Source organism: Amycolatopsis sp. WAC 01375 (genome assembly GCF_003947325.1).
In the GTDB taxonomy this organism is placed as follows: Bacteria; Actinomycetota; Actinomycetes; order Mycobacteriales; family Pseudonocardiaceae; genus Amycolatopsis.
This window is the reverse complement of the sequence record NZ_QHHW01000052.1, coordinates 189,414-208,884: the sequence shown is the minus strand read 5'-3', so window position 1 is coordinate 208,884 and position 19,471 is coordinate 189,414. Positions and strand designations below refer to the sequence as shown.

General features: G+C 67.8%; 22 protein-coding genes. 13 read left to right on the top strand and 9 right to left on the bottom strand.

Annotated features, from left to right (window positions below):
• From DL991_RS43570 to DL991_RS34410, 3 genes are all read left to right on the top strand, one after another.
• A partial coding sequence (locus DL991_RS43570; RefSeq protein ID WP_233599165.1) for a hypothetical protein occupies window positions 1-202 on the top strand: 202 nt, incomplete at its 5' end.
• Window positions 203-765: 563 nt separating this feature from the next.
• Entirely contained in the window at window positions 766-1,386 is a 621-nt protein-coding gene (locus DL991_RS34415) for an SRPBCC family protein (RefSeq protein ID WP_125788518.1), read from the top strand.
• A gap of 29 nt (window positions 1,387-1,415) precedes the next feature.
• Window positions 1,416-1,997 (top strand): (d)CMP kinase, encoded by a 582-nt coding sequence (locus DL991_RS34410; RefSeq protein WP_125788517.1) that lies wholly within the window; start codon window positions 1,416-1,418, stop codon window positions 1,995-1,997.
• Here the strand turns inward: DL991_RS34410 and DL991_RS34405 are convergent.
• The gene (locus DL991_RS34405) at window positions 1,994-2,467 is read right to left on the bottom strand and encodes a GNAT family N-acetyltransferase (protein WP_125788516.1); all 474 of its coding nucleotides are present in this window, start codon (window positions 2,465-2,467) and stop codon (window positions 1,994-1,996) included. The two genes, DL991_RS34410 and DL991_RS34405, sit on opposite strands and share 4 nt — an antisense overlap.
• 195 nt (window positions 2,468-2,662) lie before the next feature.
• Between DL991_RS34405 and DL991_RS34400 the strand changes: the two genes are divergently transcribed.
• From DL991_RS34400 to DL991_RS34385, 4 genes are read left to right on the top strand one after another with little or no spacing between them, the layout of a single operon-like run.
• Entirely contained in the window at window positions 2,663-3,238 is a 576-nt protein-coding gene (locus DL991_RS34400; RefSeq protein ID WP_125788515.1) for a YbaB/EbfC family nucleoid-associated protein, read from the top strand.
• Window positions 3,235-3,567, top strand: a complete 333-nt coding sequence (locus tag DL991_RS34395; RefSeq protein ID WP_370308681.1) for a type VII secretion target — start codon at window positions 3,235-3,237, stop codon at window positions 3,565-3,567. The genes DL991_RS34400 and DL991_RS34395 overlap by 4 nt, the downstream gene beginning before the upstream one ends.
• Window positions 3,564-4,805, top strand: coding sequence for a hypothetical protein (locus tag DL991_RS34390; protein WP_125788514.1), 1,242 nt, complete (start codon window positions 3,564-3,566; stop codon window positions 4,803-4,805). Before DL991_RS34395 ends, DL991_RS34390 begins: the two co-directional genes overlap by 4 nt.
• 58 nt (window positions 4,806-4,863) lie before the next feature.
• On the top strand, window positions 4,864-5,241 hold the full coding sequence (locus tag DL991_RS34385) for a RidA family protein (RefSeq protein WP_233599163.1): 378 nt from the start codon (window positions 4,864-4,866) through the stop codon (window positions 5,239-5,241).
• Window position 5,242: 1 nt separating this feature from the next.
• Here DL991_RS34385 and DL991_RS34380 read toward each other — a convergent pair whose 3' ends face one another.
• Window positions 5,243-5,947 (bottom strand): SDR family oxidoreductase, encoded by a 705-nt coding sequence (locus tag DL991_RS34380; RefSeq protein ID WP_125788513.1) that lies wholly within the window; start codon window positions 5,945-5,947, stop codon window positions 5,243-5,245.
• 85 nt (window positions 5,948-6,032) lie between these two features.
• Between DL991_RS34380 and DL991_RS34375 the strand changes: the two genes are divergently transcribed.
• The 3 genes from DL991_RS34375 to DL991_RS34365 are packed head-to-tail and all read left to right on the top strand — an operon-like array spanning window position 6,033 to window position 7,898.
• Window positions 6,033-6,650: a TetR/AcrR family transcriptional regulator gene (locus DL991_RS34375; RefSeq protein WP_125788512.1), complete on the top strand. Its 618-nt coding sequence runs from the start codon at window positions 6,033-6,035 to the stop codon at window positions 6,648-6,650.
• A 49-nt stretch (window positions 6,651-6,699) separates the two neighbouring features.
• Entirely contained in the window at window positions 6,700-7,287 is a 588-nt protein-coding gene (locus DL991_RS34370; RefSeq protein WP_125788511.1) for a hypothetical protein, read from the top strand.
• A gap of 29 nt (window positions 7,288-7,316) precedes the next feature.
• Window positions 7,317-7,898, top strand: a complete 582-nt coding sequence (locus tag DL991_RS34365) for a hypothetical protein (protein WP_125788510.1) — start codon at window positions 7,317-7,319, stop codon at window positions 7,896-7,898.
• A 205-nt stretch (window positions 7,899-8,103) separates the two neighbouring features.
• Here the strand turns inward: DL991_RS34365 and DL991_RS34360 are convergent, their stop codons facing one another.
• From DL991_RS34360 to DL991_RS34330, 7 genes are all read right to left on the bottom strand, one after another.
• Window positions 8,104-9,294, bottom strand: a complete 1,191-nt coding sequence (locus tag DL991_RS34360; RefSeq protein ID WP_125788509.1) for an ATP-grasp domain-containing protein — start codon at window positions 9,292-9,294, stop codon at window positions 8,104-8,106.
• Window positions 9,291-10,346 carry a pyridoxal-phosphate dependent enzyme gene (locus tag DL991_RS34355; protein WP_125788508.1) on the bottom strand — a complete coding sequence of 352 codons (1,056 nt, stop codon included), beginning with the start codon at window positions 10,344-10,346 and terminating at the stop codon, window positions 9,291-9,293. The genes DL991_RS34360 and DL991_RS34355 overlap by 4 nt, the downstream gene beginning before the upstream one ends.
• Window positions 10,343-11,326, bottom strand: coding sequence for an ABC transporter substrate-binding protein (locus tag DL991_RS34350; protein WP_125788507.1), 984 nt, complete (start codon window positions 11,324-11,326; stop codon window positions 10,343-10,345). Before DL991_RS34350 ends, DL991_RS34355 begins: the two co-directional genes overlap by 4 nt.
• Window positions 11,323-12,111 carry an ABC transporter ATP-binding protein gene (locus tag DL991_RS34345; protein ID WP_125788506.1) on the bottom strand — a complete coding sequence of 263 codons (789 nt, stop codon included), beginning with the start codon at window positions 12,109-12,111 and terminating at the stop codon, window positions 11,323-11,325. The genes DL991_RS34350 and DL991_RS34345 overlap by 4 nt, the downstream gene beginning before the upstream one ends.
• Window positions 12,111-13,220 carry an iron ABC transporter permease gene (locus DL991_RS34340; RefSeq protein WP_125788505.1) on the bottom strand — a complete coding sequence of 370 codons (1,110 nt, stop codon included), beginning with the start codon at window positions 13,218-13,220 and terminating at the stop codon, window positions 12,111-12,113. Before DL991_RS34340 ends, DL991_RS34345 begins: the two co-directional genes overlap by 1 nt.
• Entirely contained in the window at window positions 13,201-13,941 is a 741-nt protein-coding gene (locus tag DL991_RS34335; protein ID WP_125788504.1) for a bifunctional 2-polyprenyl-6-hydroxyphenol methylase/3-demethylubiquinol 3-O-methyltransferase UbiG, read from the bottom strand. The genes DL991_RS34340 and DL991_RS34335 overlap by 20 nt, the downstream gene beginning before the upstream one ends.
• A 170-nt stretch (window positions 13,942-14,111) precedes the next feature.
• Window positions 14,112-15,119 (bottom strand): XRE family transcriptional regulator, encoded by a 1,008-nt coding sequence (locus DL991_RS34330; RefSeq protein ID WP_255433406.1) that lies wholly within the window; start codon window positions 15,117-15,119, stop codon window positions 14,112-14,114.
• 611 nt (window positions 15,120-15,730) lie between these two features.
• Here DL991_RS34330 and DL991_RS34325 point away from each other — a divergent pair.
• From DL991_RS34325 to DL991_RS34315, 3 genes are read left to right on the top strand one after another with little or no spacing between them, the layout of a single operon-like run.
• Window positions 15,731-17,152 (top strand): FAD-dependent oxidoreductase, encoded by a 1,422-nt coding sequence (locus DL991_RS34325; protein ID WP_199754183.1) that lies wholly within the window; start codon window positions 15,731-15,733, stop codon window positions 17,150-17,152.
• Window positions 17,130-18,251, top strand: a complete 1,122-nt coding sequence (locus DL991_RS34320; protein WP_125788501.1) for a Gfo/Idh/MocA family oxidoreductase — start codon at window positions 17,130-17,132, stop codon at window positions 18,249-18,251. The genes DL991_RS34325 and DL991_RS34320 overlap by 23 nt, the downstream gene beginning before the upstream one ends.
• Entirely contained in the window at window positions 18,248-19,438 is a 1,191-nt protein-coding gene (locus DL991_RS34315; RefSeq protein WP_125788500.1) for a hypothetical protein, read from the top strand. Before DL991_RS34320 ends, DL991_RS34315 begins: the two co-directional genes overlap by 4 nt.
• Window positions 19,439-19,471 lie beyond the last annotated feature (33 nt).

Below are 19,471 nucleotides of genomic sequence, written 5' to 3'. Positions count from 1 at the left end.
CGTCCTGAGTAAGACCTTGATCCAGACCATTCTGGATCTTTTCCCGCTCCTCGCGCGTCAACCGGGCTCCTGGCATGACGATCTCCCTATCAGCCGCCACCACTTGCAACAACCGATTGAAACCGCCGGCCCCTTTGAGACGTTGAAGGTCTCAAAGGGGCCCTTCACGACACACCGCGGCCGGGCAGGAACGCCCCCGTGAGCCTCAGCGCCACAGCGACAGCGCGTGAAAGACCCCATCCTTGCGCCTAAGTACAGGAAGGGGACCTTCATGAACTTCAAACCAGGCATCACGCAAGAAGCGCCGCAGGTCACGCAGTAGGTACCCAAGACGAGGCTCGCCAGAACGACACTCGCCACTCGCGACCCCTTCACAAAACGCCCGAATCAGACACTGCCACCTGGAAAGAGTCCCCTGTGGACGGTCGAGAAGGTGTCCGGCCACCGTGACGGGCCCCTGTCATCAGAATCCGAATCGACACCCGCCACCCACTTCACCAGCAGTTATGCGACTTTGCCGAGACCCTGCCCCCGCGGGCAGGGAAGGAGGCCCTCGCTACCCGCCGAGGTGACCGCCGGGACGGCGCGCTCGGCCGGCCCGACGTTCCCTGTGCCTGGACGCGAAACTCGCGTGACTGGAGCCGAAACTCTCACAGCGTTAGACCCTCTCACTTTCCCTCTTGACGTTATCCACCGTCTCGCTATAGCTTCTAACTATAGCGATAGCCGCTAACCGAGCGGCTCGCGAACAGAGGGAGAAGGATCATGTTCGGCACCTCACGCCGTCGGCTCGCCGCCCTGCTCACGGTTCCGCTGGCCCTCGCCGGCGTCGTCGGCGCCACAACGCCTGCCCAAGCTCACGGCCACAAACCGACTTCCCTTACCTGTCAAGGAAAAGGCATCGACCGCGCCGCCAAGGTGCACTACCGGACCGAAACCTTCATCAAGGCGCCGCCGCGCACCGTCTGGAACCTGCAGACCGACGTGGAGGCTTGGCCGTCGTGGCAGAACCCCGTCCTCCCCGTCACCATGAAACGCCTGGACCACGGCCCGTTCCGCAAGCATTCCCGGTTCCAGTGGACGATTTCCGTCCCGCCCGGCATGCCCTACCCGCCCGGTGACGTGACCATCGTGTCCACCGTCCGGCAGCTCCAGCCCGGCAAGTGCATCCGCTGGACCGGCCCCCTCGACGGCCCCGGCGGCATGCACATCGACGGCGTCCACGTCTGGACCTTCGTCAAGGTCCCCGGCGGCGTCATCGTCCGCACCGAAGAGAGCCACACCGGCCCGCAGGTCGACAAGGACGTGCCCAACTCCACCGAGATGCTGGGACAGGGCCTCGAAATCTGGCTGAAGGATCTCAAGACGGCCGCCGAAAAGCGGTAGCGAAGACGCCTCCCGATAAACTCCCCCGGATGCGGATCATCGGGCCGGACGACGCTCTTCCCGGACGCCGGATCCGGCGGGTCGCGGTGGCGGGCCCCGCCGGATCCGGCAAGTCGACGCTGGCGCGAACCCTGTGCGAGCGCATGGAGTTGCCGTTCGTCGAGTTCGAGTCCTTTTTCCACGCACCGGGCTGGACGGTGCGGGAGACCTGGCAGGCCGACGTCCTGGAATTCCTCACCGGCGACGAGTGGGCCATCGAATGGCAGGGCGAAGAGGTCCGGGAGCGGATGACCGAGCGGTTGGACGTCCTCGTCTGGCTCGATCATCCCCGTGCCCTGACCGTGGCACGCACGGTCGTCCGGACGCTGAAACGTCGTGTGGGGCGCGGCTCGAAGATCGCCGGCGGCAACGTCGAAGGCCCGCTGTACACGTTCTTCACCGACGGCGACCACATCGTCAAGCTCGCCTGGCGCTACCACCCGATCATGCGCGCTCGCGTGCACAGGGTCATCGCCGAGAACCGGTATCCGGACCTCGTCGTCGTCCGGCTGCGGGGTCAGCGCCAGGTCGATCGCTGGCTCGACGGACCCCTGACCCGGAACCTCCGCTAGCGAAGATCGCGGACTCGCCAGACCACACCGAGCCGAGCGTCGATCCGCTCCACCCTGAAACCCTCGCGCTCGTAGAAGGCTGCCGCGCGTTCGTTGGCCACGAAATGCTCGATGTACAACCGTTCGGTGCCCGGCGGCAACTGTCCGATGAGGACGTCGAGCAGCCGCCTGCCCAACCCGCCACCTCGATGACGAGGGTGCACGTACAGCTTGTAGATCACGTGCTCCGCACCGTCGAGTCCGCGCTGTCCGACACCCACCAGGTGCCCGCCGTCGTCGGCGACCACCACCGAACCGCGGGCAACGGCGCCCGCGACGTTCGTCTCGTTCCACCACATCCGCACCTGCAGGGCAGCGGCTTCTTCGCCGATCAGCGGCGCGTAGTGGGCTTGGACGTGCTCCTCGCCGAAGCGGCAGATGGCCATGACGTCGTCTCGATCGGCGTCCCGCACGATCGGTCCGGTTTCCATCGCGGTTCCTCTTCCAGGCTCTGGCCCGAACCACCACCACCGGAGGACCTTTCGGGCAATACCTGATCATCCGGGTTGTCCGAACGCCCGCGCGGTGGTAACGATACGTGACGATCTCGGGCAGTTCCGCAGAGCGCCTCGTCGACCTCGCACTCTCTCCGATCGTGCCCCATCCGAACCGAGCCAAGGCGACGCATGCAACCCAATTTCGACGCAGGTGAGGACTTCGCGCTCCTTTTGGAGCGAGAGGCCAAGAAACTCCAGGAAAAAGCCGAAGCCCTGACGGCCGCGTTCACCTCTTCCGCGTCCACGGTGCGGTCCCCCGACGGCTCGGTGACGGTGACGGTCGAGGCCAACGGCTCGCTGAGCGCGATCGAGTTCGGCAACCGGGCCACCGCGCTCGGACCCGCGCGGCTCTCCTCCCTGGTCATGCAGACGGTGCGCGAGGCCCAGCGCAAGACCGTGGAGAAGGTCACGGAGTCGTACACCGAGATCAACGGCAACGACGAGGCCGCCGAGCTGGTCCGCACGTTCCTGCCGAAGGTCGAGGACGAGGAAGACGCCCCGGAGAGTCCCGAGCAGGACAAGTGGGCTCCCGAGGCGCACCACGAGGACCCGCGGCCGCAGGCGGGCTTCCGGCCGCCGCCCCCGCCGCAGGCAGGCCCCCCGATGCCGCCTCAGCCCGGCCGTCCCGTGCGGCCGCCGAACCCCCCGGCGCCGCGACCCCGGCGACCGGCCACCCCCGACGACGATGAAATGAGCCCGTGGTGAGCGGATTCGGTGTCAAGACGGAAGCCCTGAACGAGTTCGCCGGTCACCTCGACAAACTCGAGGACGCGCTGCGGAAGAGCGCCGGCATGGTGGGCAGCTGTGTGGCCGACCCGGGCATCTTCGGCATCTTCGGCGGCCAGATCTACGGCGCCGGCGCGAGCATGCACTGCGGGAAGGCGCGGGACCACCTGAACAAGTACTCGGAGAACGTGCAGGAGTTCTCGGACAGGGTGCGCGAGGCCGCGAAGAAGTACGACGCCAACGAGCAGGAGGCGGAGAAGCTGATCACCGACGCCGGTAAGGGCATCGACGAGGTGAAGGTCAAGTGAGCGACGAATACCGCCCGAACGACTTCGGCAACGGCAGCGGCACCAAGGCCGACGACTTCAAGGACGAGAACCGCAGCTTCCTCGCGGGCAGCGGGGACACCGCGGGCGCGGGCTTCTTCGATTCCGCGTTCTCACTGAAGAAGGCCGTCGACGACGGCGACAGCCTCAGCATCGGGCTGGCCTCGGCGGGGATGGCGATCGAGGTCCTCGGCATGGTCGTCGACCCGATCGGGTCGCTGCTCACCGCCGGGATCGGCTGGCTGATCGAGCACATCGTCATCTTCCGCTGGCCGCTGGACTTCCTGATGGGTGACCCGAAGGGCATCGAGGCGGCCAAGACGGCGATCTACAACGAGGGCAAGGTCGTGAAGGAGTGGTCGGAGGACCACGCGGCCGCCACCAAGAAGTTCATGGAGAAGTGGGACGGCGAGGCCGCCGACAAGTTCCGTGCCGACATGGAGGGCGTCGCCGCCCAGATCGACGCGCTCGCCGAGTACGTCAATTTCGCGGGCAAGCAGATGGGGATCGCCGGTGCCGTCATCGGCGCGGTCCGCGGCATCGTCCGCGACATCATCGCCATGACGCTGGCGGGCATCCTCAAGGCCGCGATCGTGGCGGTGGCGCTGGCGCCGGTCACCTTCGGCGGTTCGATCATCGCGGCGATCGCCTCCATCATGACCACGGTCGGGGTGGCGATCGCCAAGATCGCCAAGCAGATCGCCGACACGGCCAAGAAGCTCGCCGAGATGATCAAGATCCTGGCCAAGACGCGCGGGGCGGCGGACGACGTCGTGAAGCTGACCCTCGGCGGCGGCAAGGTCACGCTGCCCAAACCGAAACCCGCCGGCGGGACGCCGATGCCCGGCGGCAAGAAGCCGATCGAAGGCCCGCCCACCAAACCGTCCGACACCACTCCGGAAGCCACACCCAAGCCCCCTCGGGAAAAGCTCAGCGACATGCCCCTCCGGGTCGTGCGCGAGAAGCTGACGAAGGTGCTGGAGGGGCGCCCCGAGGCGGCGGACATCTTGAAGCGGTTCGACTACTGGAACAGCTTCCCGATCGGCGACCTGCACAAGAGGTTCCCGAAGGTGGCGGACGCGATCGAGAAGACGACCAAGATCCTCAGCGACCCGACCTACGGCGCTTCGGGCATGGCCGGGAAGACCATCGTCGAACTGACGAAGGCCATCCCGCCCGCCGTGAACGAGAAGCCGCCGGAGGACAAGGAAGAGAAGTAGGTATCGGCGGCCCCGTACCGGTTTCGGTACGGGGCCGTTTCGTGCTTTCGTTCGGTCCATGACTGAACGGGTGAACATCTCCTCCGGCGGGGACTTCGAGCGGGTCTTCGGCTACAGCCGGGCGGTGCGCGTCGGCGAGCACATCCACGTTTCCGGGACGACGGCACGGGAACCCGCCCGTTCGGGCGACGCGTACGAGCAGGCGACGGCCGTGCTTTCGATCATCGAGACCGCGCTGCGGGACGCCGGTTCGAGTCTGGTCGCGGTGGTCCGCACGGTCACCTACGTGACCGACATCAAGGACGCCGAACTCGTGGCGCGGGCGCACCGCGAAGCCTTCGGCGACGTGCTTCCCGCGGCCACGATGGTCGAGGTCTCGGCGTTGCTCGACCCGAAGATGAAGGTCGAGATCGAGGCCTACGCCATCGAAAAGTAGGTCACCTCCCGAACGAACCGACCAGCGCTTCGGGAGCTTCGCGCGTCTCGTAGAGCTTCCAGAAGGCGTCGGCGAAGACATCGGGATGGATCACCTCGGGCTCGAAGTCCAGCGGGCTCGAGGTGAGCACCCGATGCGGCACACTGCCCTCGATCAACGCGCCGACGTTGACGGCTCCGGCGTAGACGCCCTTCTCGGCGAGCACGGCGTTCAGATTGTGGAAGTAGTTCCGCAGCGCGGCCTGCGCCATGCCGGCGTTGCCGAGGAAGGGCGCCGGGTGCAGACCGGATTGCCCGGCGGTGAACAGGATCGCGCCGTCGCCACGTTCGGTCATGCCCGGCAGTACGGCCCGCACCAGCGCCACCGCGGACACCAGGAAGCGGTCGAGGATGAGCCGGAGGTTCTCCGGATCCACGTCGAGCACCGGCACGATGCCCTCTCCCATGGTCCCGCCGCCGGGATTGAACGCCAGCGCGTCGATGCGGCCGATGGCGGTGACGGCGGCCGCGAGCTGTTCGGACTCGTAGACGTCGGCGACGAACCCGCTCGCTTCGATGCCGTCCTTGGCGAGTTCGGCGACGAGCGCGTCGAGGTTCTCGGTGGTGCGCGCGACGAGGGCGATACGGAAACCCTCGCGGCCGAAGCGACGAGCGAGCGAAAGTCCCAGCACCGGTCCGGCGCCGAAGATCGCGAACGTCTTGGTCATGGCTCCTCCAGGAGAACTAAGTTGAGGTTCTCCTCAACTTATACCCGTAACTTGAGGGTCCCTTCAACTTGACTACGATGGCGTCATGGCCAAACCTCTGCGGAAGGACGCCCAGCGCAACCGCGACCTGCTGGTGCAGGCCGCGAGAGGGCTCTACGCGGTGCGCGGCCTCGACGTCCCGCTCGAAGAGATCGCGAAGACGGCAGGCGTCAGCATCGGCACCCTGTACAACCACTTCCCCCAGCGCGCGGATCTGGTGAACGCCGTGTTCGCCGACCGGGCCGCGACCGTCGCGAAACTGGCCGGACACGCGCTCTCCCTCGACGACGCCTGGGCCGGGTTGACGTACTTCGCCGAACGGATCTGCGAACTCCAGGCCGCCGATCGCGGTTACAACGAACTCGCCTCGACGCGTCCGCCGCAGACCGAAGATCCCGAACACGGCTACGAACTCATGACCAGGATCGTCGAGCGAGCCAAGGAAAGCGGTGACCTTCGCGCCGACTTCACCCTCGAGGACATGGCCTTTGTGACCTGGGGGATCGCGCGCACCGTGGAGGCGACCGCGGCCGTGCGCCCGGAGGCATGGCGCCGCCACCTCGCGCTCCTGCTCGACGGCATGCGGGCCACGGCCGCGAGCCCGCTGCCGGAGCCGCCACTGTTGCCCGGCGAACTCGCGCGGCTCATGGGGCACTGCGACTGAGGGCAACCCGCGGGCCCTCCGGTGCGTGTTCACCCCGGAGGGAGATCCGATGAAGACGAAACTCCTGCTCTTTTCCCTGGTGGGTGCCCTGTTCGCGGTTTCGGCCTGTTCGAGTGGGCCGCCGCCCGCCGGGCCTGCGACAGTCACCGTCACCCCGCCGTCACCGTCGTCGCCGTCGCCCGCCGGGCCCGATCCGAAGGCCGTCGCCTGGCTCGACGGCGTGTGCGGCGCGGTGTACGGCTATCTGAAGGCCCACGACGAATACTCACGCAAACAGAAGCCGGGAATCGAAGTCACCCGCGGCGCCCTGAAGGAAGAACTCGGGATCCGCGCGGGATTCGCGGGCGAGGTCGTCGACGACCTCGCCGCGCTGCCCCCGTCACCGATTCCCGGCGGTGACGCGGTGAAGAAGTCCCTTGTGGACCGATACGCCGCGGCGAGGGACGCGGCGGCCGCGGGCAAGCAGCGTCTGGAGAAGTCCGGCAACGAAGCCGCCATGGACGCCGCGATCGCGGCGATGGACGCCACGCAGAAGCCCGTCACGGACACCCCGGATCTCCTGCCCGCGCTCAAAATCGAGACACCGGGCCTGATGGCCGTCGCGGCCGAGGCCAAGAGTTGCGCTTCTCCCCACTGACCGAAGCTTCACCGCGAACGGAGTCTCCGATGAAGACGAAAGTATTGCTCGTTCCCCTAGCCGTGGCCCTGTTCGCGATAACGGCCTGCTCGGGTGAGCCGCCGCCTGCCGCCGCACCTGTGACAGTCACCGCCACCCCGTCGTCTTCGGTACCCGCCGCTCCGGACGCCAAGACCGTCGCGTGGCTCGACGGGATGTGCGGCGCGCTGTACGGCTATGTGAAGGCCAGCAACGATCACGCGAGCAAACAGGCGTCGGGCGTCGAAGTGACGAGGAGCTGGCTGAGCGAAGACCTCGGGGTGCGCGCCGGACTCGCGGACAAGGTCATCGGCGAGCTGGCCGCGCTGCCCCCGTCACCGGTCCCCGGCGGCGACGAGGCCAAGAAGTCCATTGTGGACCGCTACACCGCGGCACGGGACGCGGCGGCCGACGGCAAGCGACAGCTCGACGCGTCCAAGGGACAGGCCGCGCTGGACCAAGGACTCAAAGCCCTTGAAGCGGCCCAGAAACCACTGACGGAGACGACCGATCCCTTCGCTTCCGTCAAAATGGACACCCCGGACTTGGCGGCCGCCGCCGCGGCCGCCAAGAAGTGCGTGCCCGGCTCCTGACCCAGCCCTCGGCGAGTTCCGCCGCCAATCACGCGAGTTCCGCCTTCAATCACGCGAGTTCCGTGCCTGGACACGCGAATCACGCCAAACGTCTCGTGAGCGACGAGGACGGTGACCAAGACTGGCGCGTTCCAGGGCCCGGCCCTGTGTCGCGAAAGCCACTTTGAGGACGACTGGCGTCTCGAAAGTGGCTTTCGCGACACCCTCAGGACTCGATCTCCGCCGTGATCCCACCCGCCGCGGCAAGCGCGCGATGCAGCGCCAGCTCCGCCGTCGGTCCTTCGGCCAGCACGATCCCGGTGCAGGACCGCTGATCCGTGAGGTGCCGGATCTCGTCACCGGGGCTCGCCGTCGGATACCACTCCGGCGCGCCCGGCAGGCCGGGCAACCTGTCGAGCCCCGACCAACCCTTCAGCACACCTTCCGCGGCCGGGTACGCCAGGACGAACCCGATCCCCGGTCCCCCACCGACCTCCTGGGTCAGCAGAGCGGGTTCCTCGCCCAGCGCCATGTCGATCATCGCGGAATACACGTTGGTGTCCAAAGACCGGCACAGCGCCTCGCCGAGCATCGCCCCGCCGATCCGGATGTTGATCTCGACGACCTCCGGCCCGTCGGCGGTGAGCACGAATTCGGTGTGCGCGAAGCCTTGCTCGTGTCCGGCGGCCTTGAGCACCCGCCCGATCCAGTCGGCCAGTCCGGCGTATTCGGCCTCGGGGAACGCCACCGGGAACGCGGCAGCCTCCTCGCGTCGCACGGGTTCGGGTGACAGCTGACGGGAGAGGATCCCGAGCAGCCGCGTCCTTCCTTGCCAGGTGACGGTTTCCGCGCTGTAGAGCGGGCCGGCGAAGTACGGTTCCGCGATCAGATGGCCCTTGAGCGGCGTTTCGTTCGCCTCCAGCCTGGCTCGCTCGAGTTCGTCCCGGTCACGAACGAGCCACACCCCGCGTGACGACGTTCCCGAAGAATCCTTGACCACCAAGGGAAATCCGAGCTCCTCGGCGACCATGACGGGTACCGGCCTGCCCCGGGTGAGCCCGTGTTCGTACAGCAGATCGCGCACGGAACCCTTGTCCCGCAAGACACGGACGGCGGCCGCGTCGGGGCCGGGCAGGCCCAGCCGGGCGGTGAGTTCCGCGCCGGGAAGCGCCCACGTGTCGGTCGAGTTGATGATCCCGGCGAGGTCCGGGATGGCCCGCAACGCCGCTTCGCAGGCCGCGATGTCGGTGGTGTCGATGTCGACGACCTCGACCCTGTCCGGCCCGAGGGTGCCGAGTTCGTACCGGTAGATGTCGCGGTTTCCGGTGAACAGCACCAGTTTCCGCCCGGCATCCGCCGCGGCGTCGGCCAGCCTGCCCAGGCCGAACGTCAAGGCTTCCAACAGGACGACGGTCACGACGCCCGCTCCTTCCGGTACAGCGGCTGCGCGGGTATCCCGAAGCGGCGGCGGCTCCAGTCCATCGCCGCCCACGGCAGGGCGAGTTCGTCCAGTGAAGCGATCTCGCGCGGCGCGAGCCCCGCCGGGTCGACCGCTTCCCGATGCCGGGCGAAAACCCTTGCCGTGTAGCGATGTCCGATGTCGGCGCCGATCACGACGTGCGTCCGATCCGGGTTCCGCACCGCTTCCCAGCCCGCGACGAGGTACGCGGCACCGGTGGAAAGCCCGGCGAAGACGGCGTGGTCGCGCATCAGGCCGACGGTCGCGGCCATGGCGTGCACGAAGTCCAGCCAGTGGATCCGGTCGTACAGTTCGTGATCGACGTTGCCGAACGGGATGGCGGACCCGATCCCCGCGATGATCGCGTCCGGATCGGTGAACCGCTCGCTGCCGAAGGTGACACTGCCGAACGGCTGCACGCCGGTGAGGCGGACGTCCGGATCGCGTTCGCGCAGTGACCGCGCGATCCCGCCGGTCGACGCGCCGGTGCCCACACTGCCGACGACGGTGAGCGGCCCGGACGGCAGCGCGCGGGCGACGAGATCGGCGACCTCGCCGTACCCCAGGTAGTGCACGGGATCGTGGTACTGGCGCATCCAGTGCATCCCCGGATGGCGTTCCAGCAGTTCGTGCACGCGCGCGACACGGCGCCGCTGGTCGAGCCGGAGGTCATCCGACGGCGGCATCTGGTCCACCGTCGCGCCCAGGATCTCCAGCTGCGAACGCATGGTGAGATCGACGGTGGTGGAGGCGACGATATGGCAGCGCAGACCGTAACGATGACAGGCCATCGCCAGCGCGAGCGCGTAGATCCCGCTGGAGCTGTCGATCAGCGTCTGCCCTTTTCGGACGGTACCGTTCGCGAGCAGCGACCGGACCGCGCCGAGCGCCGCGTAGACCTTCAGGGTTTCGAAGCGGATCAGCACGACGTTCGGCTCGAGCCGGATCAACGCCGGTGTCTTGATCGCGTCGGTGACGTGCTCGTGGACCAGCGCGGACATCGCGTTCACCGGCCGATCGAACGCAGGTACGCGGCCAGTGATTCGGCGCCCGCCGCGTTGCGCGGGCCGCTCACGAGATCCCCGTAGGAGACGACGTGGAACCGGTTGTCGCGCACGGCGGGGGTGTTCTTCAGCTGTGGCGCGGATTTGATGAACGCGATCTTGTCCTTCGCCGGCTGGTCCGCGTAGTCCACCACGACGATCACCTCGGGCTCGGCCTTCACCACCGCTTCCCAGCCGACGCTGCCCCAGCCGTCCTGGAGGTCGCGGAAGACGTTGGTCCCGCCCGCGGCGTCGATGATGTCGTTGGGAGCGGCGTGTTTTCCGGCGGTGAACGGCTGGTCGGTGCCGGAGTCGTAGACGAACACCTTGGCGGGCGGGGTCTTCGGTGCTCCGGCTCGGACCTTGTCGAAGCGTCCCTTGAGGTCTGTGACCAGTTCGTCGGCCCGCTGACGGACGCCGAAGATGTCGCCGAGATTGCGCAGGTCGGTGTAGAGCGCCTCAAGCGGCGTCACCTCCGACTTCGCGGCCGGATACTCCCAGCAGGTCTCGGTGTGCAGATAGCTCCGGATGCCGACCTGCTCCAGCAGCTTCGGCGTGATCCCGCGTTCCTCGCTGAAGCCCGAGTTCCAGCCGGCGATCACCCAGTCCGCCTTGGCGTTGACCAGGATTTCACGGGTGACCCGCGAGGTTCCGAGCCGTTCGACCTTGGCGTAGTCGTCCTTCCACGGCGACCCGGCGATCGACGGATCGCCGAGCGAGTTCATCACGTAGCCGCGCATCCGGCCGGCGAGGCCGAGCGCGAACATCTTCTCGGCGCCGGAGACGTCGTAGGCCACCGGGCGCTGGGGCGCCGGGAAGGTGACCTGCGCACCGCAGTTGGTCACCGTGGCCTGTGCCGGTGCGGCCGGTCCGGCCTCGACCTGGGCACCGCAGGCGCTCAGAAGCAGCGCCGCGGCGAAGAGCGCGGTCACCCTGGACGGCTTCATCGTGTGATCCCCTCGGTTTCATCGGCGGGAAGGTCGTACAGCAGCTGGAGCGCCCCGGTCACGGGATGGGTCACCGGGGTGACCTCGACGCCGAACACGGCGCGGACCGTTTCGGGCGTGAGCACTTCGGCCGGGGTTCCGCAGGCGGCGAGTGCTCCGCCGCGCAGCAACGCGATCCGGTGACAGACGGCGGCGGCGAGGTTGAGATCGTGCAGGGCGACGAGCACGGTGAGCCCGCAGTCGCGCAGGAATTTCAGCAGTTCCACCTGGTGGCGGACGTCGAGGTGATTGGTCGGCTCGTCGAGGACCAGCACCTCCGGTTCCTGGACGAGTGCCCTCGCCACCAGTACCCGTTGCCGTTCGCCACCGGAAAGTGTCAGCACGCTGCGCTGGGCGAGATGGGTGATGTCCATCCGCCGCAACGCTTCCCGGCACAGCGCGCGTTCGCGGGCCGACAGCCGGAGATTGCCGCGCTGATGCGGCGACCGGCCGAGCGCGACGACCTCCTCGACGGTGAAGTCCAGATCCGCCCGGCTGTCCTGGGTGAGCGCGGCGATCCGGCGGGCGGTGTCGCGCAGGCCCTGTTCCGCCAGGTCGACGCCGTCGAGCAGGACGGCGCCGCCGGACGGGGTCAGCGCCCGGTAGACACAACGCAACGCCGTCGACTTGCCGCTGCCGTTGGGGCCGAGGAGGCCGACGACCTCGCCCGCGCCGACGTCCAGGCGCAACTCGCGGATGAGCGTCGATCCGGCCACCTCGACGGAAAGTTCGCGCAGGGACAGCATCAGCGACCCCCGAACGCGTAGCCGCGGCGCCGCATCACGACGAGGAACACCGGGACGCCGATCAGCGCGGTGATCACGCCGAGCGGCAGTTCCTCCGGCGCGACGAGGGTGCGGGCGAGCAGATCGACCCACACCAGGAAGACCGCGCCCACCAGCGGCGCGAGCGCCAGCACGCGGCGATGCCCCGAACCGGCGATCATCCGCACCACATGCGGCAGGACCAGACCGACGAACCCGATCGAGCCGCTGACCGCCACCAGCAGTCCGGTGACGACCGCGGTGAGCAGGAAGAGCCAGCGGCGCAAAGCGGCGGCGTCGGTGCCGAGGCTCATCGCGGTCTCGTCGCCCATGGACAGGACGTCGAGCGCGGTGCCGTACCGCAGCAGGACCACGATCGCCACGGCCACCCCGAGCGCGGCCAGCGGCAGGGACGCCCAGGTCGCCGCGCCGAGGCTGCCCAGCAGCCAGAACAGCACGGTCTGCGCGGCCTGGCCGCTCGGCGAGAGGTAGACGAGCACGCTCATCACGGCTTGGAAGCCGTAGGTGAGCGCGACCCCGGTGAGCACGAGACGCAACGGCGTCAGGCCGAATTTGCTACGGGCGGCGAGATAGACGATCGCCGTCGCGCCAAGCGCGCCGAGGAAGGCGGCCGTCGACAGCGCCAGCACGCCGAGCCCGGCGAACAGGCCGAACACCACGACGGCGGCGGCACCGACCGAGGCACCCGACGAGATCCCGAGCACGAACGGGTCGGCGAGGGCGTTGCGGACCAGCGCCTGCACGGCGACCCCGACCACCGCGAGCCCCGCGCCGACCACGGCCGCCAGCAGCACCCGCGGCGTGCGGACCTGCCAGACGATCGAGTACCCGGTGACCTCGTCGCCGGTGATGGTGCCGCCGGTGATGGCCTTTCCCAAGTAGCGCAGGACATCCGGGAGAGCGACGCTGGACGGGCCGAGCGCGATGCCCGCGATCAGCGAGATCACCAGCGCCGCCGACAGCAGGAGCACCGGAGCGGTGAGCCGCAGCGAGCGGGCGGCTTTTTCGTCGGGCCCGGCGTCGTCCGGTTCGGCGAACAGGCGAAGCGGTTCAGCCGGCACGTTCACCACGCACGATCAGGCGGCGTGCGTGGGTGTCGTACGGCGAGCCGTCGAAGTCACCGAAGCACTCGACGCCGGTGAAGCCCACCGTCTCGAACAGCGCCTTCAGTTCCGCCGCGCTGTACAGGAAGGACAGGATCGACGCCTGCTTCGCCGCGCCGTCGCGGACCAGCGTCCATTCGGTCTTGAGGCGGGTCCAGTCATCGAGGATTGTGTCGCGCATGAACACCGTCCCGCCGTCGACGTCGACCGCTTTCGGACGGCCGACCCAGCCCGCGAGCACCTCCTTGCCGAGGACGTCGATCAGCAGCCTTCCGCCGGGCGCGAGACTCGCGTAGGCGTTTCGCAGCACGGTGAGGTTGTCGCCGGGCTCGGTGAAGTAGCCGAATGACGTGTACATGTTGATGATCAGGTCGTACGCGCCGGGCTCGGCGTACTCGAGCATGTCGGCCTGGATCAGTTTCGCGGCGACTCCGGCGCTTTCGCAGGCCTCTCGCGCGCGTTCGAGCATCGCCGGGCTGAGGTCGACGCCGGTCACGTCGGCGCCCTTCTTCGCCAGCGGCACGATGTGGATCGCCGGGCCGCACGCCAGATCGAGCACCTTCGCGCCGTCGGCGACCTGGAGCAGCGGTGACGTGGCCGTCAGGCGTTCGGCCTCTTCGGCCCGGCTGGGCGGGAACATCACGTCCGCGAAGCCGACCCACAGGTCGTCGTCCTCGTACCAGTGCATCTCTCTCCGCTCGCCGGGCCGCATTCAGCCCCACAAGTCGTCGAAAGGTCGTCTTCGGTTCCCGGTTTCACCGCCTTTCTCGTGGAGTTATCACGCGAGTGCCGGTCCAGGTGGTCGTGAGTGGCGATTCGGGTTCTAACCCGAATCGCCACTCACGACCAGCCGCACGCTCAGGGAGGCGGGATCAGATCGATGAGGAACGTCTGGTCAGGCGCGCCGGAGCAGCGTTCCCGGACGACCTCCGTACCCGCGACGGTGTCCATGTCGCGCAGGCCGAGGCATTGGCTGGTGCCGACGGGACGGATGACGAACCGCCCCTCCTCCGTCGGACCGGCCGAGCCGATGGTGAACAGCTGGTCCATACCATCGTCGTCGCAGTCGTCGCGGGGTTCGATCAGGTCGTGCCCCAGTCCCTCGTTCACGATCGTGAGGCAGCCGACCCCGGTTTCCGGATGGTGCCACTGGATCTGCACGGCGTTCTCTTCGCCGACCGGGTCGATGAACAGATGCGGAGCCGCGTCGCTGCCGCAGAGCTGCTGGGCGACGACGGTGCCGGCGTAGAGCCTGGTCCGGTCCGTCCCCTCGGCGAGACAGAACTCGGGAGAGCGGGCGGGGCGGATCTGCGCCCAGCTGCCCACCTCCCGGATGTCCAGCCCCGGCACCACGGCCGCGGTGTCCTTGCCCTTCGTGGCCGCGCCGAAGGACCGGGTCAGATAGCCGAGTGCCCCGACGAGGACGATGCTCACGACCGCGGCCACGATCAGCGGCCCACGCCAGCGCCGAGGTCGCCGGGCCGGCGGCGCGGGCTCCGGTTCCGGAGGGAGCGCGGGAGTCACCTTCACGTCGTCGACGAGCCGCAGCGGGACCCCCATCGCGATCCGCGTCCGGGCGCCGAGCCACCGCCGTACGTCTTCGTCGTTCAACCCGCACGCGCGCGTGAACGTCTCGACGAACGATTCGCGGGGCAGTGTGGTCCGGCCGAGAGTGGTCGCGACCGTACTCGCCGGAAGCGTTCCCCCGAGTTCTTTCGCCCGTCCGGCCAGCTGTCGATAAGTCAATCCGGACCACGTTCTCAATACACGCAGTGCCGCCGTGAACTCAGCCGGTGAAGACGCTGAGTCCGGTGACGGAACTCCCGTCGACGACTCCCCGTCGTCGCCCCCCTCATCAACGATCATCGCTCTAGATTGACTGAACCGATCTCGACCGTGATACCGCCATTCAGCGGTGTCGGAATCTGCTGTTCGGGCCACTCGAACGATTTCGAACAAGGCCGAACTACCCGAAGGTTGCCCATGCGCTGGTCAGGAAGTCAGGCTGGCCCCAGTCGGTCCCCACGCCGGCCACCTCGGGGGAGGCTCGGGAATACCGGGCCCGAAAAAAAATGAGCAAACCGGAAGAGTCCGCACGATCATCGTCAAGGGCGACGGTGAACCCGACGGAAACACCTGGTTCATCTCGGAAGGCATCCACTGAAATCTCTGCTCTGAAGACCGGATGACGCCTGACGTCGGCCGTATCGGCCCGCATCTGCTGATTCCGAAGAGAAATCCTCGTGCGCCGCACATCTGAGCACACACGAGGCATGAAAGCTGCGATTCCAGCAGCGAACCGGCGGTTCGCAGACCGACGCGCCGCGCCGATCGTATCGGCCCGGTGACCGTGCGTGGACATAAGCAACAACCATGCCACGCGGCGGTATGACCCGGTCTCGTTCGAACCCGGTCGTCCATGAATGGCGAACATCGGATTGTGTGGAGCGTTGTTGATGCATAGCGGGCAAAATGATGTGGCCGAGAGGCAGGTCGTCGTCGTCGGGGCCGGTAATGCGGGTCTTTGCGCGGGTATTGCGGCGCTGCAGGCGGGCGCGACCTCCGTCAGTGTCCTCGAAGCCGCGCCGAAAGAACTGCGCGGCGGGAACAGTTCCTTGACCAGGACCATGCGTTTCTCCTGGCAGGGAAGCCCCTTCATCGCGGCCCTGTTGCGGGAGGCGGACAAGGACCGGGTCGAAGAGATCCTGGACGGCCGGTCGGGGTACTCGGACGAGCAGTACGTCGACGACTGGCTGCGGGTGTGCGGCGACCAGGTGGACGTCGCCTTGATCGAATCGATCGTCCGCCGTTCGACGGAAACGATCACCTGGATGCGCGACTTCGGGCAGCGCTGGGCCCCGCGGCCGACTCCGCTCCCCGGTGACGTGCCGATCGTGCTCGACGGTGGCGGTCAGAGCCTTCAGGACCGCAACTTCGCCCGGTTCGAACAGCTCGGGGGAACGGTCTTCTACGACAGCGCGGTCACCGGCTTCGAGAAGACCGCCGACGGCCGGTACCTGGTCCACGGATCCGGGCCCGCCTTCCCGGTGATCGCCGACGCGCTGGTGCTGGCATCGGCGGGCTTCGAGGCGAACACCGGGCTGCGTGAACGTCACCTCGGCGAGGAGTGGGGTGACGTGAAGCTGCGCGGTGTTCCATTCAACGAGGGCGCTCCGCTGGCGGCCGCCGTCGAATTCGGCGCCGACACCGCGGGCAACTGGGAAAAGTGCCACACCACGCCGCAGGGCGTCGAACTGCCCGACTACATGCTGCCAGGGCAGATGCACAAATCCCACGGCCTCGCCAGGTACGCCTTTCCGCTGGGCGTCGTGGTCAACCGGGACGGGCGCCGGTTCTTCGACGAAGACGGCGGCTACAGCAACCTCACCTACGTCACCCTCGGGCAGAAGATCCAGGAACAGCCGGGACGGATCGCGTTCCAGATCTTCGACGACAAGGTCGTCTCGGCCGGGTCGCTCCCGAACGGTTACCTCGGCGACCCGGCCTCGGTGACCGTCTCCTCGATCGAGGAAGGCGCCCGGCGGCTCGGCATCGACGCCGCGAATCTGGCCGCCGAAATCGAGCGGCTGCATTCCGGCCGAACGGAGAAGCGGCTCGACACGCCTCCGTTCCTGTTCGTCCCGGTGGTCTGCGGCCTGACTTTCACCTACGGCGGGTTGTCCGTGACCCCTGGCGCCGAGGTGCGTGGCGGCGGCGAACCGATCGACGGTCTCTACGCGGCGGGTGTGATCGTCGGCGGCCTTTACGACCAGGGCTATCCGGGCGGCACCGGTCTGATGGCGGGAGCCGTGCTGGGCCGGGTCGCGGGCACGTCCGCCGCCCGCCACTCCATCCGGTCGCGGGGAGGGGAAGCCCGTGTCGGCATCGTCGCTGGCTGAGAAGACGATCGTCATCGTCGGGCTCGGCAAGATCGGGTCCCTGTACGCCGCGTGCTATGGGCAAGCGGGTCATCGGGTCCGCACCGTGGACATCGGTGACGGCGCCGACTGGGACCGGGTGGAAGAGGTGCCGGATCCGTCGGACGTCGACGCCTGGGTGGTCGCCACCCCGACGGCGACCCACCTCGCCGTGGTCGACGAGATCCTGCGGCTTCAGCCCGACGCGCGGATCCTGCTGGAGAAACCGGCCTGCTATCCGGACGAACTCGACGCCCTCGGCCGCACGGTCCTGCGGCATCCCCGCGCCCGGATCATCGTCAACGACGTCTATTCCCACAGCGAAGCCGTGCAGCGCTTCGCGGCGTCGGTGCGGGAAGCCGGTGAATTCGATCCGATCCGGAAGGTCACCATCGAATTCACCAAGAACCGGGAGTTCGACGTCGCGAACGGCAGGTTCGTGGACACGCAATACGGCGAAGCCGGCTACGAGGGCTTCCACATGTTGAGCATTCTGCGCGCGATCCTGCCGTCCGATCAGTACCGGACGTATCTGCTCACGGCGCCTTCGGCTGTGACAGCGGAAATGAGGGTGCTGACCTCGGCGATGGACCTGCCTGACGTCGAGCTCTACACGTCTTCGACCGGAGCTGTCGCCTTTCCGGCACTGGCCGGGTTCGCGTTCCCCGAGGACGTGTCGAGGGATTTCATCTCCCCCGCCGCCATCCCCTACGGCTCCGAGTTCCGGTATCGCTTCGCCGACGTGGAATTCCACTCCGGCAAACACGTAACCCTGGTCTTCGAACCGTTCTTCGGCTCGGACCTCGACCACAAGAACATCCACGCCGTTCACATCCGGCACGCCGGCGACCTCCTGGAACCGGTGGCGGCGCGCCATTTCCTGATCACCGTCAACCATTTCAAGGAGGCACTTCTGACGCAGCTGAACCTCTTGGGGCACCTCGACGAGGGCACCACGGTGACCCGGCCCGCCGAGCACCGGTTCCTCGCCGCGCTGGGTTCGGCGATGTTCACCGGCACCTTCCCGCAGACAACGGAAAACGACCACGAAGAGTTCGCACGAATTGGGAGCGAAGCATGACGCGAAGCATTGAGGACCTTTCGACGCTGTTGCGACCGGCCAAGGACATGCTGGCCGAAGTCTCGGACCGGGAAGCGGCGCTGACCGAGGTCACGAGCCAGCTCAAGAACGACGACGACGCGCGCGCGTTGTTCGGGAAGGTCTGCCGGTTCGAGGCGCCCTTCACCGCGAGCTGGATCCACGGCCCCGGCGACAAATCCCCTTACCTGTCGCTGGAACTGGCCGCGGCGTCGCTCGACGACGACCGGCATCGCGCCCTGCTCGCCGACATCGTGCTGTCGACGTCGCCCTCCATTCCCTACGACTACCGGGCGCTGGCCGCGGAAAAGCTCGTCCAGGTCGGAACGGGTGAGTTCGCCGACGCTCTCCAGGAGGTCGTCGACTCGTACGAACCGCTGCCCAACCGTGGCCTCCAGGCCAAGATCGCCGTTCCCACCGACGGCATCGACCACCTCTTCGACATCCCGGAAACGGTGACCGGAAGGCTCAACCTCCTGATCGCCGCCAGCAGGGCGAAGACGCTGGAGACCAGGCACCGGCTCGCCGTCCGGGTCCTCGCGAACGGCGTCCTGCCGTCGGAACCGGTCGGCGACGCGGAGCGGCTGATCCTCGAAGACGTCGGGACGACCATGGTGGCGCCGTCGGACTACCTGGTGCCGTGGGACCAGGAATTCCCCGGGGAGCACGGCTCCGGCCTCACGCTCGCGGAACTGGTGCGCATCACGCTGATGTGCGGCGAATTCTCGCTTCCGGACACGACCGTCCGGCCGATCCTGGTCGACTTCTACCGGTCGGTGCTGCGGACCTGCGGCCGTTCGATCATCGGCCTCTCGGCCGGCGTCTTCCACGTGGAGCACGGCACGCTCGCCACGCCCTCGTACTACTACCAGGGCCGCGACGCGATCCTCGGCAAGGGCTGCGTGATCGACTGCGTCGGCGGGGCGGTCCTGCAGGCGGGTTCGTTCCTCGGCGGCGGTTACATGCCGATCCTGATCCACACCCACAAGCACATCCGCAAGGGCGGTCAGGCCGCCGCCTCGGAGCGCAAGCAGATCCTTCCGTGCATTTTCGCGGCGGAAGCGGGCGCTCGCTATCCGATGGACGCCATCGGCCTGTTCGAAACCGTGGACTACCTCGGCAAGGAGACCCCGTACCAGGGAATCCGGGCGATCCCGCACGCCGCGTGACGCACGACTTGTTCGGCTGAGCACGAAATCCGT

Bases quoted from the DNA above. Each gene is read 5' to 3' on its own strand.
- DL991_RS34415 (WP_125788518.1), top strand. From the start codon at position 766: ATGTTCGGCACCTCACGCCGTCGGCTCGCCGCCCTGCTCACGGTTCCG.
- DL991_RS34345 (WP_125788506.1), bottom strand. From the start codon at position 12,111: ATGCTGTCCCTGCGCGAACTTTCCGTCGAGGTGGCCGGATCGACGCTC.
- DL991_RS34370 (WP_125788511.1), top strand. From the start codon at position 6,700: ATGAAGACGAAACTCCTGCTCTTTTCCCTGGTGGGTGCCCTGTTCGCG.
- DL991_RS34400 (WP_125788515.1), top strand. From the start codon at position 2,663: ATGCAACCCAATTTCGACGCAGGTGAGGACTTCGCGCTCCTTTTGGAG.
- DL991_RS34375 (WP_125788512.1), top strand. From the start codon at position 6,033: ATGGCCAAACCTCTGCGGAAGGACGCCCAGCGCAACCGCGACCTGCTG.
- DL991_RS34315 (WP_125788500.1), top strand. From the start codon at position 18,248: ATGACGCGAAGCATTGAGGACCTTTCGACGCTGTTGCGACCGGCCAAG.
- DL991_RS34410 (WP_125788517.1), top strand. From the start codon at position 1,416: ATGCGGATCATCGGGCCGGACGACGCTCTTCCCGGACGCCGGATCCGG.
- DL991_RS34380 (WP_125788513.1), bottom strand. From the start codon at position 5,947: ATGACCAAGACGTTCGCGATCTTCGGCGCCGGACCGGTGCTGGGACTT.
- DL991_RS34330 (WP_255433406.1), bottom strand. From the start codon at position 15,119: ATGATCGTTGATGAGGGGGGCGACGACGGGGAGTCGTCGACGGGAGTT.
- DL991_RS34385 (WP_233599163.1), top strand. From the start codon at position 4,864: ATGACTGAACGGGTGAACATCTCCTCCGGCGGGGACTTCGAGCGGGTC.
- DL991_RS34405 (WP_125788516.1), bottom strand. From the start codon at position 2,467: ATGGAAACCGGACCGATCGTGCGGGACGCCGATCGAGACGACGTCATG.
- DL991_RS34335 (WP_125788504.1), bottom strand. From the start codon at position 13,941: ATGCACTGGTACGAGGACGACGACCTGTGGGTCGGCTTCGCGGACGTG.
- DL991_RS34350 (WP_125788507.1), bottom strand. From the start codon at position 11,326: ATGAAGCCGTCCAGGGTGACCGCGCTCTTCGCCGCGGCGCTGCTTCTG.
- DL991_RS34365 (WP_125788510.1), top strand. From the start codon at position 7,317: ATGAAGACGAAAGTATTGCTCGTTCCCCTAGCCGTGGCCCTGTTCGCG.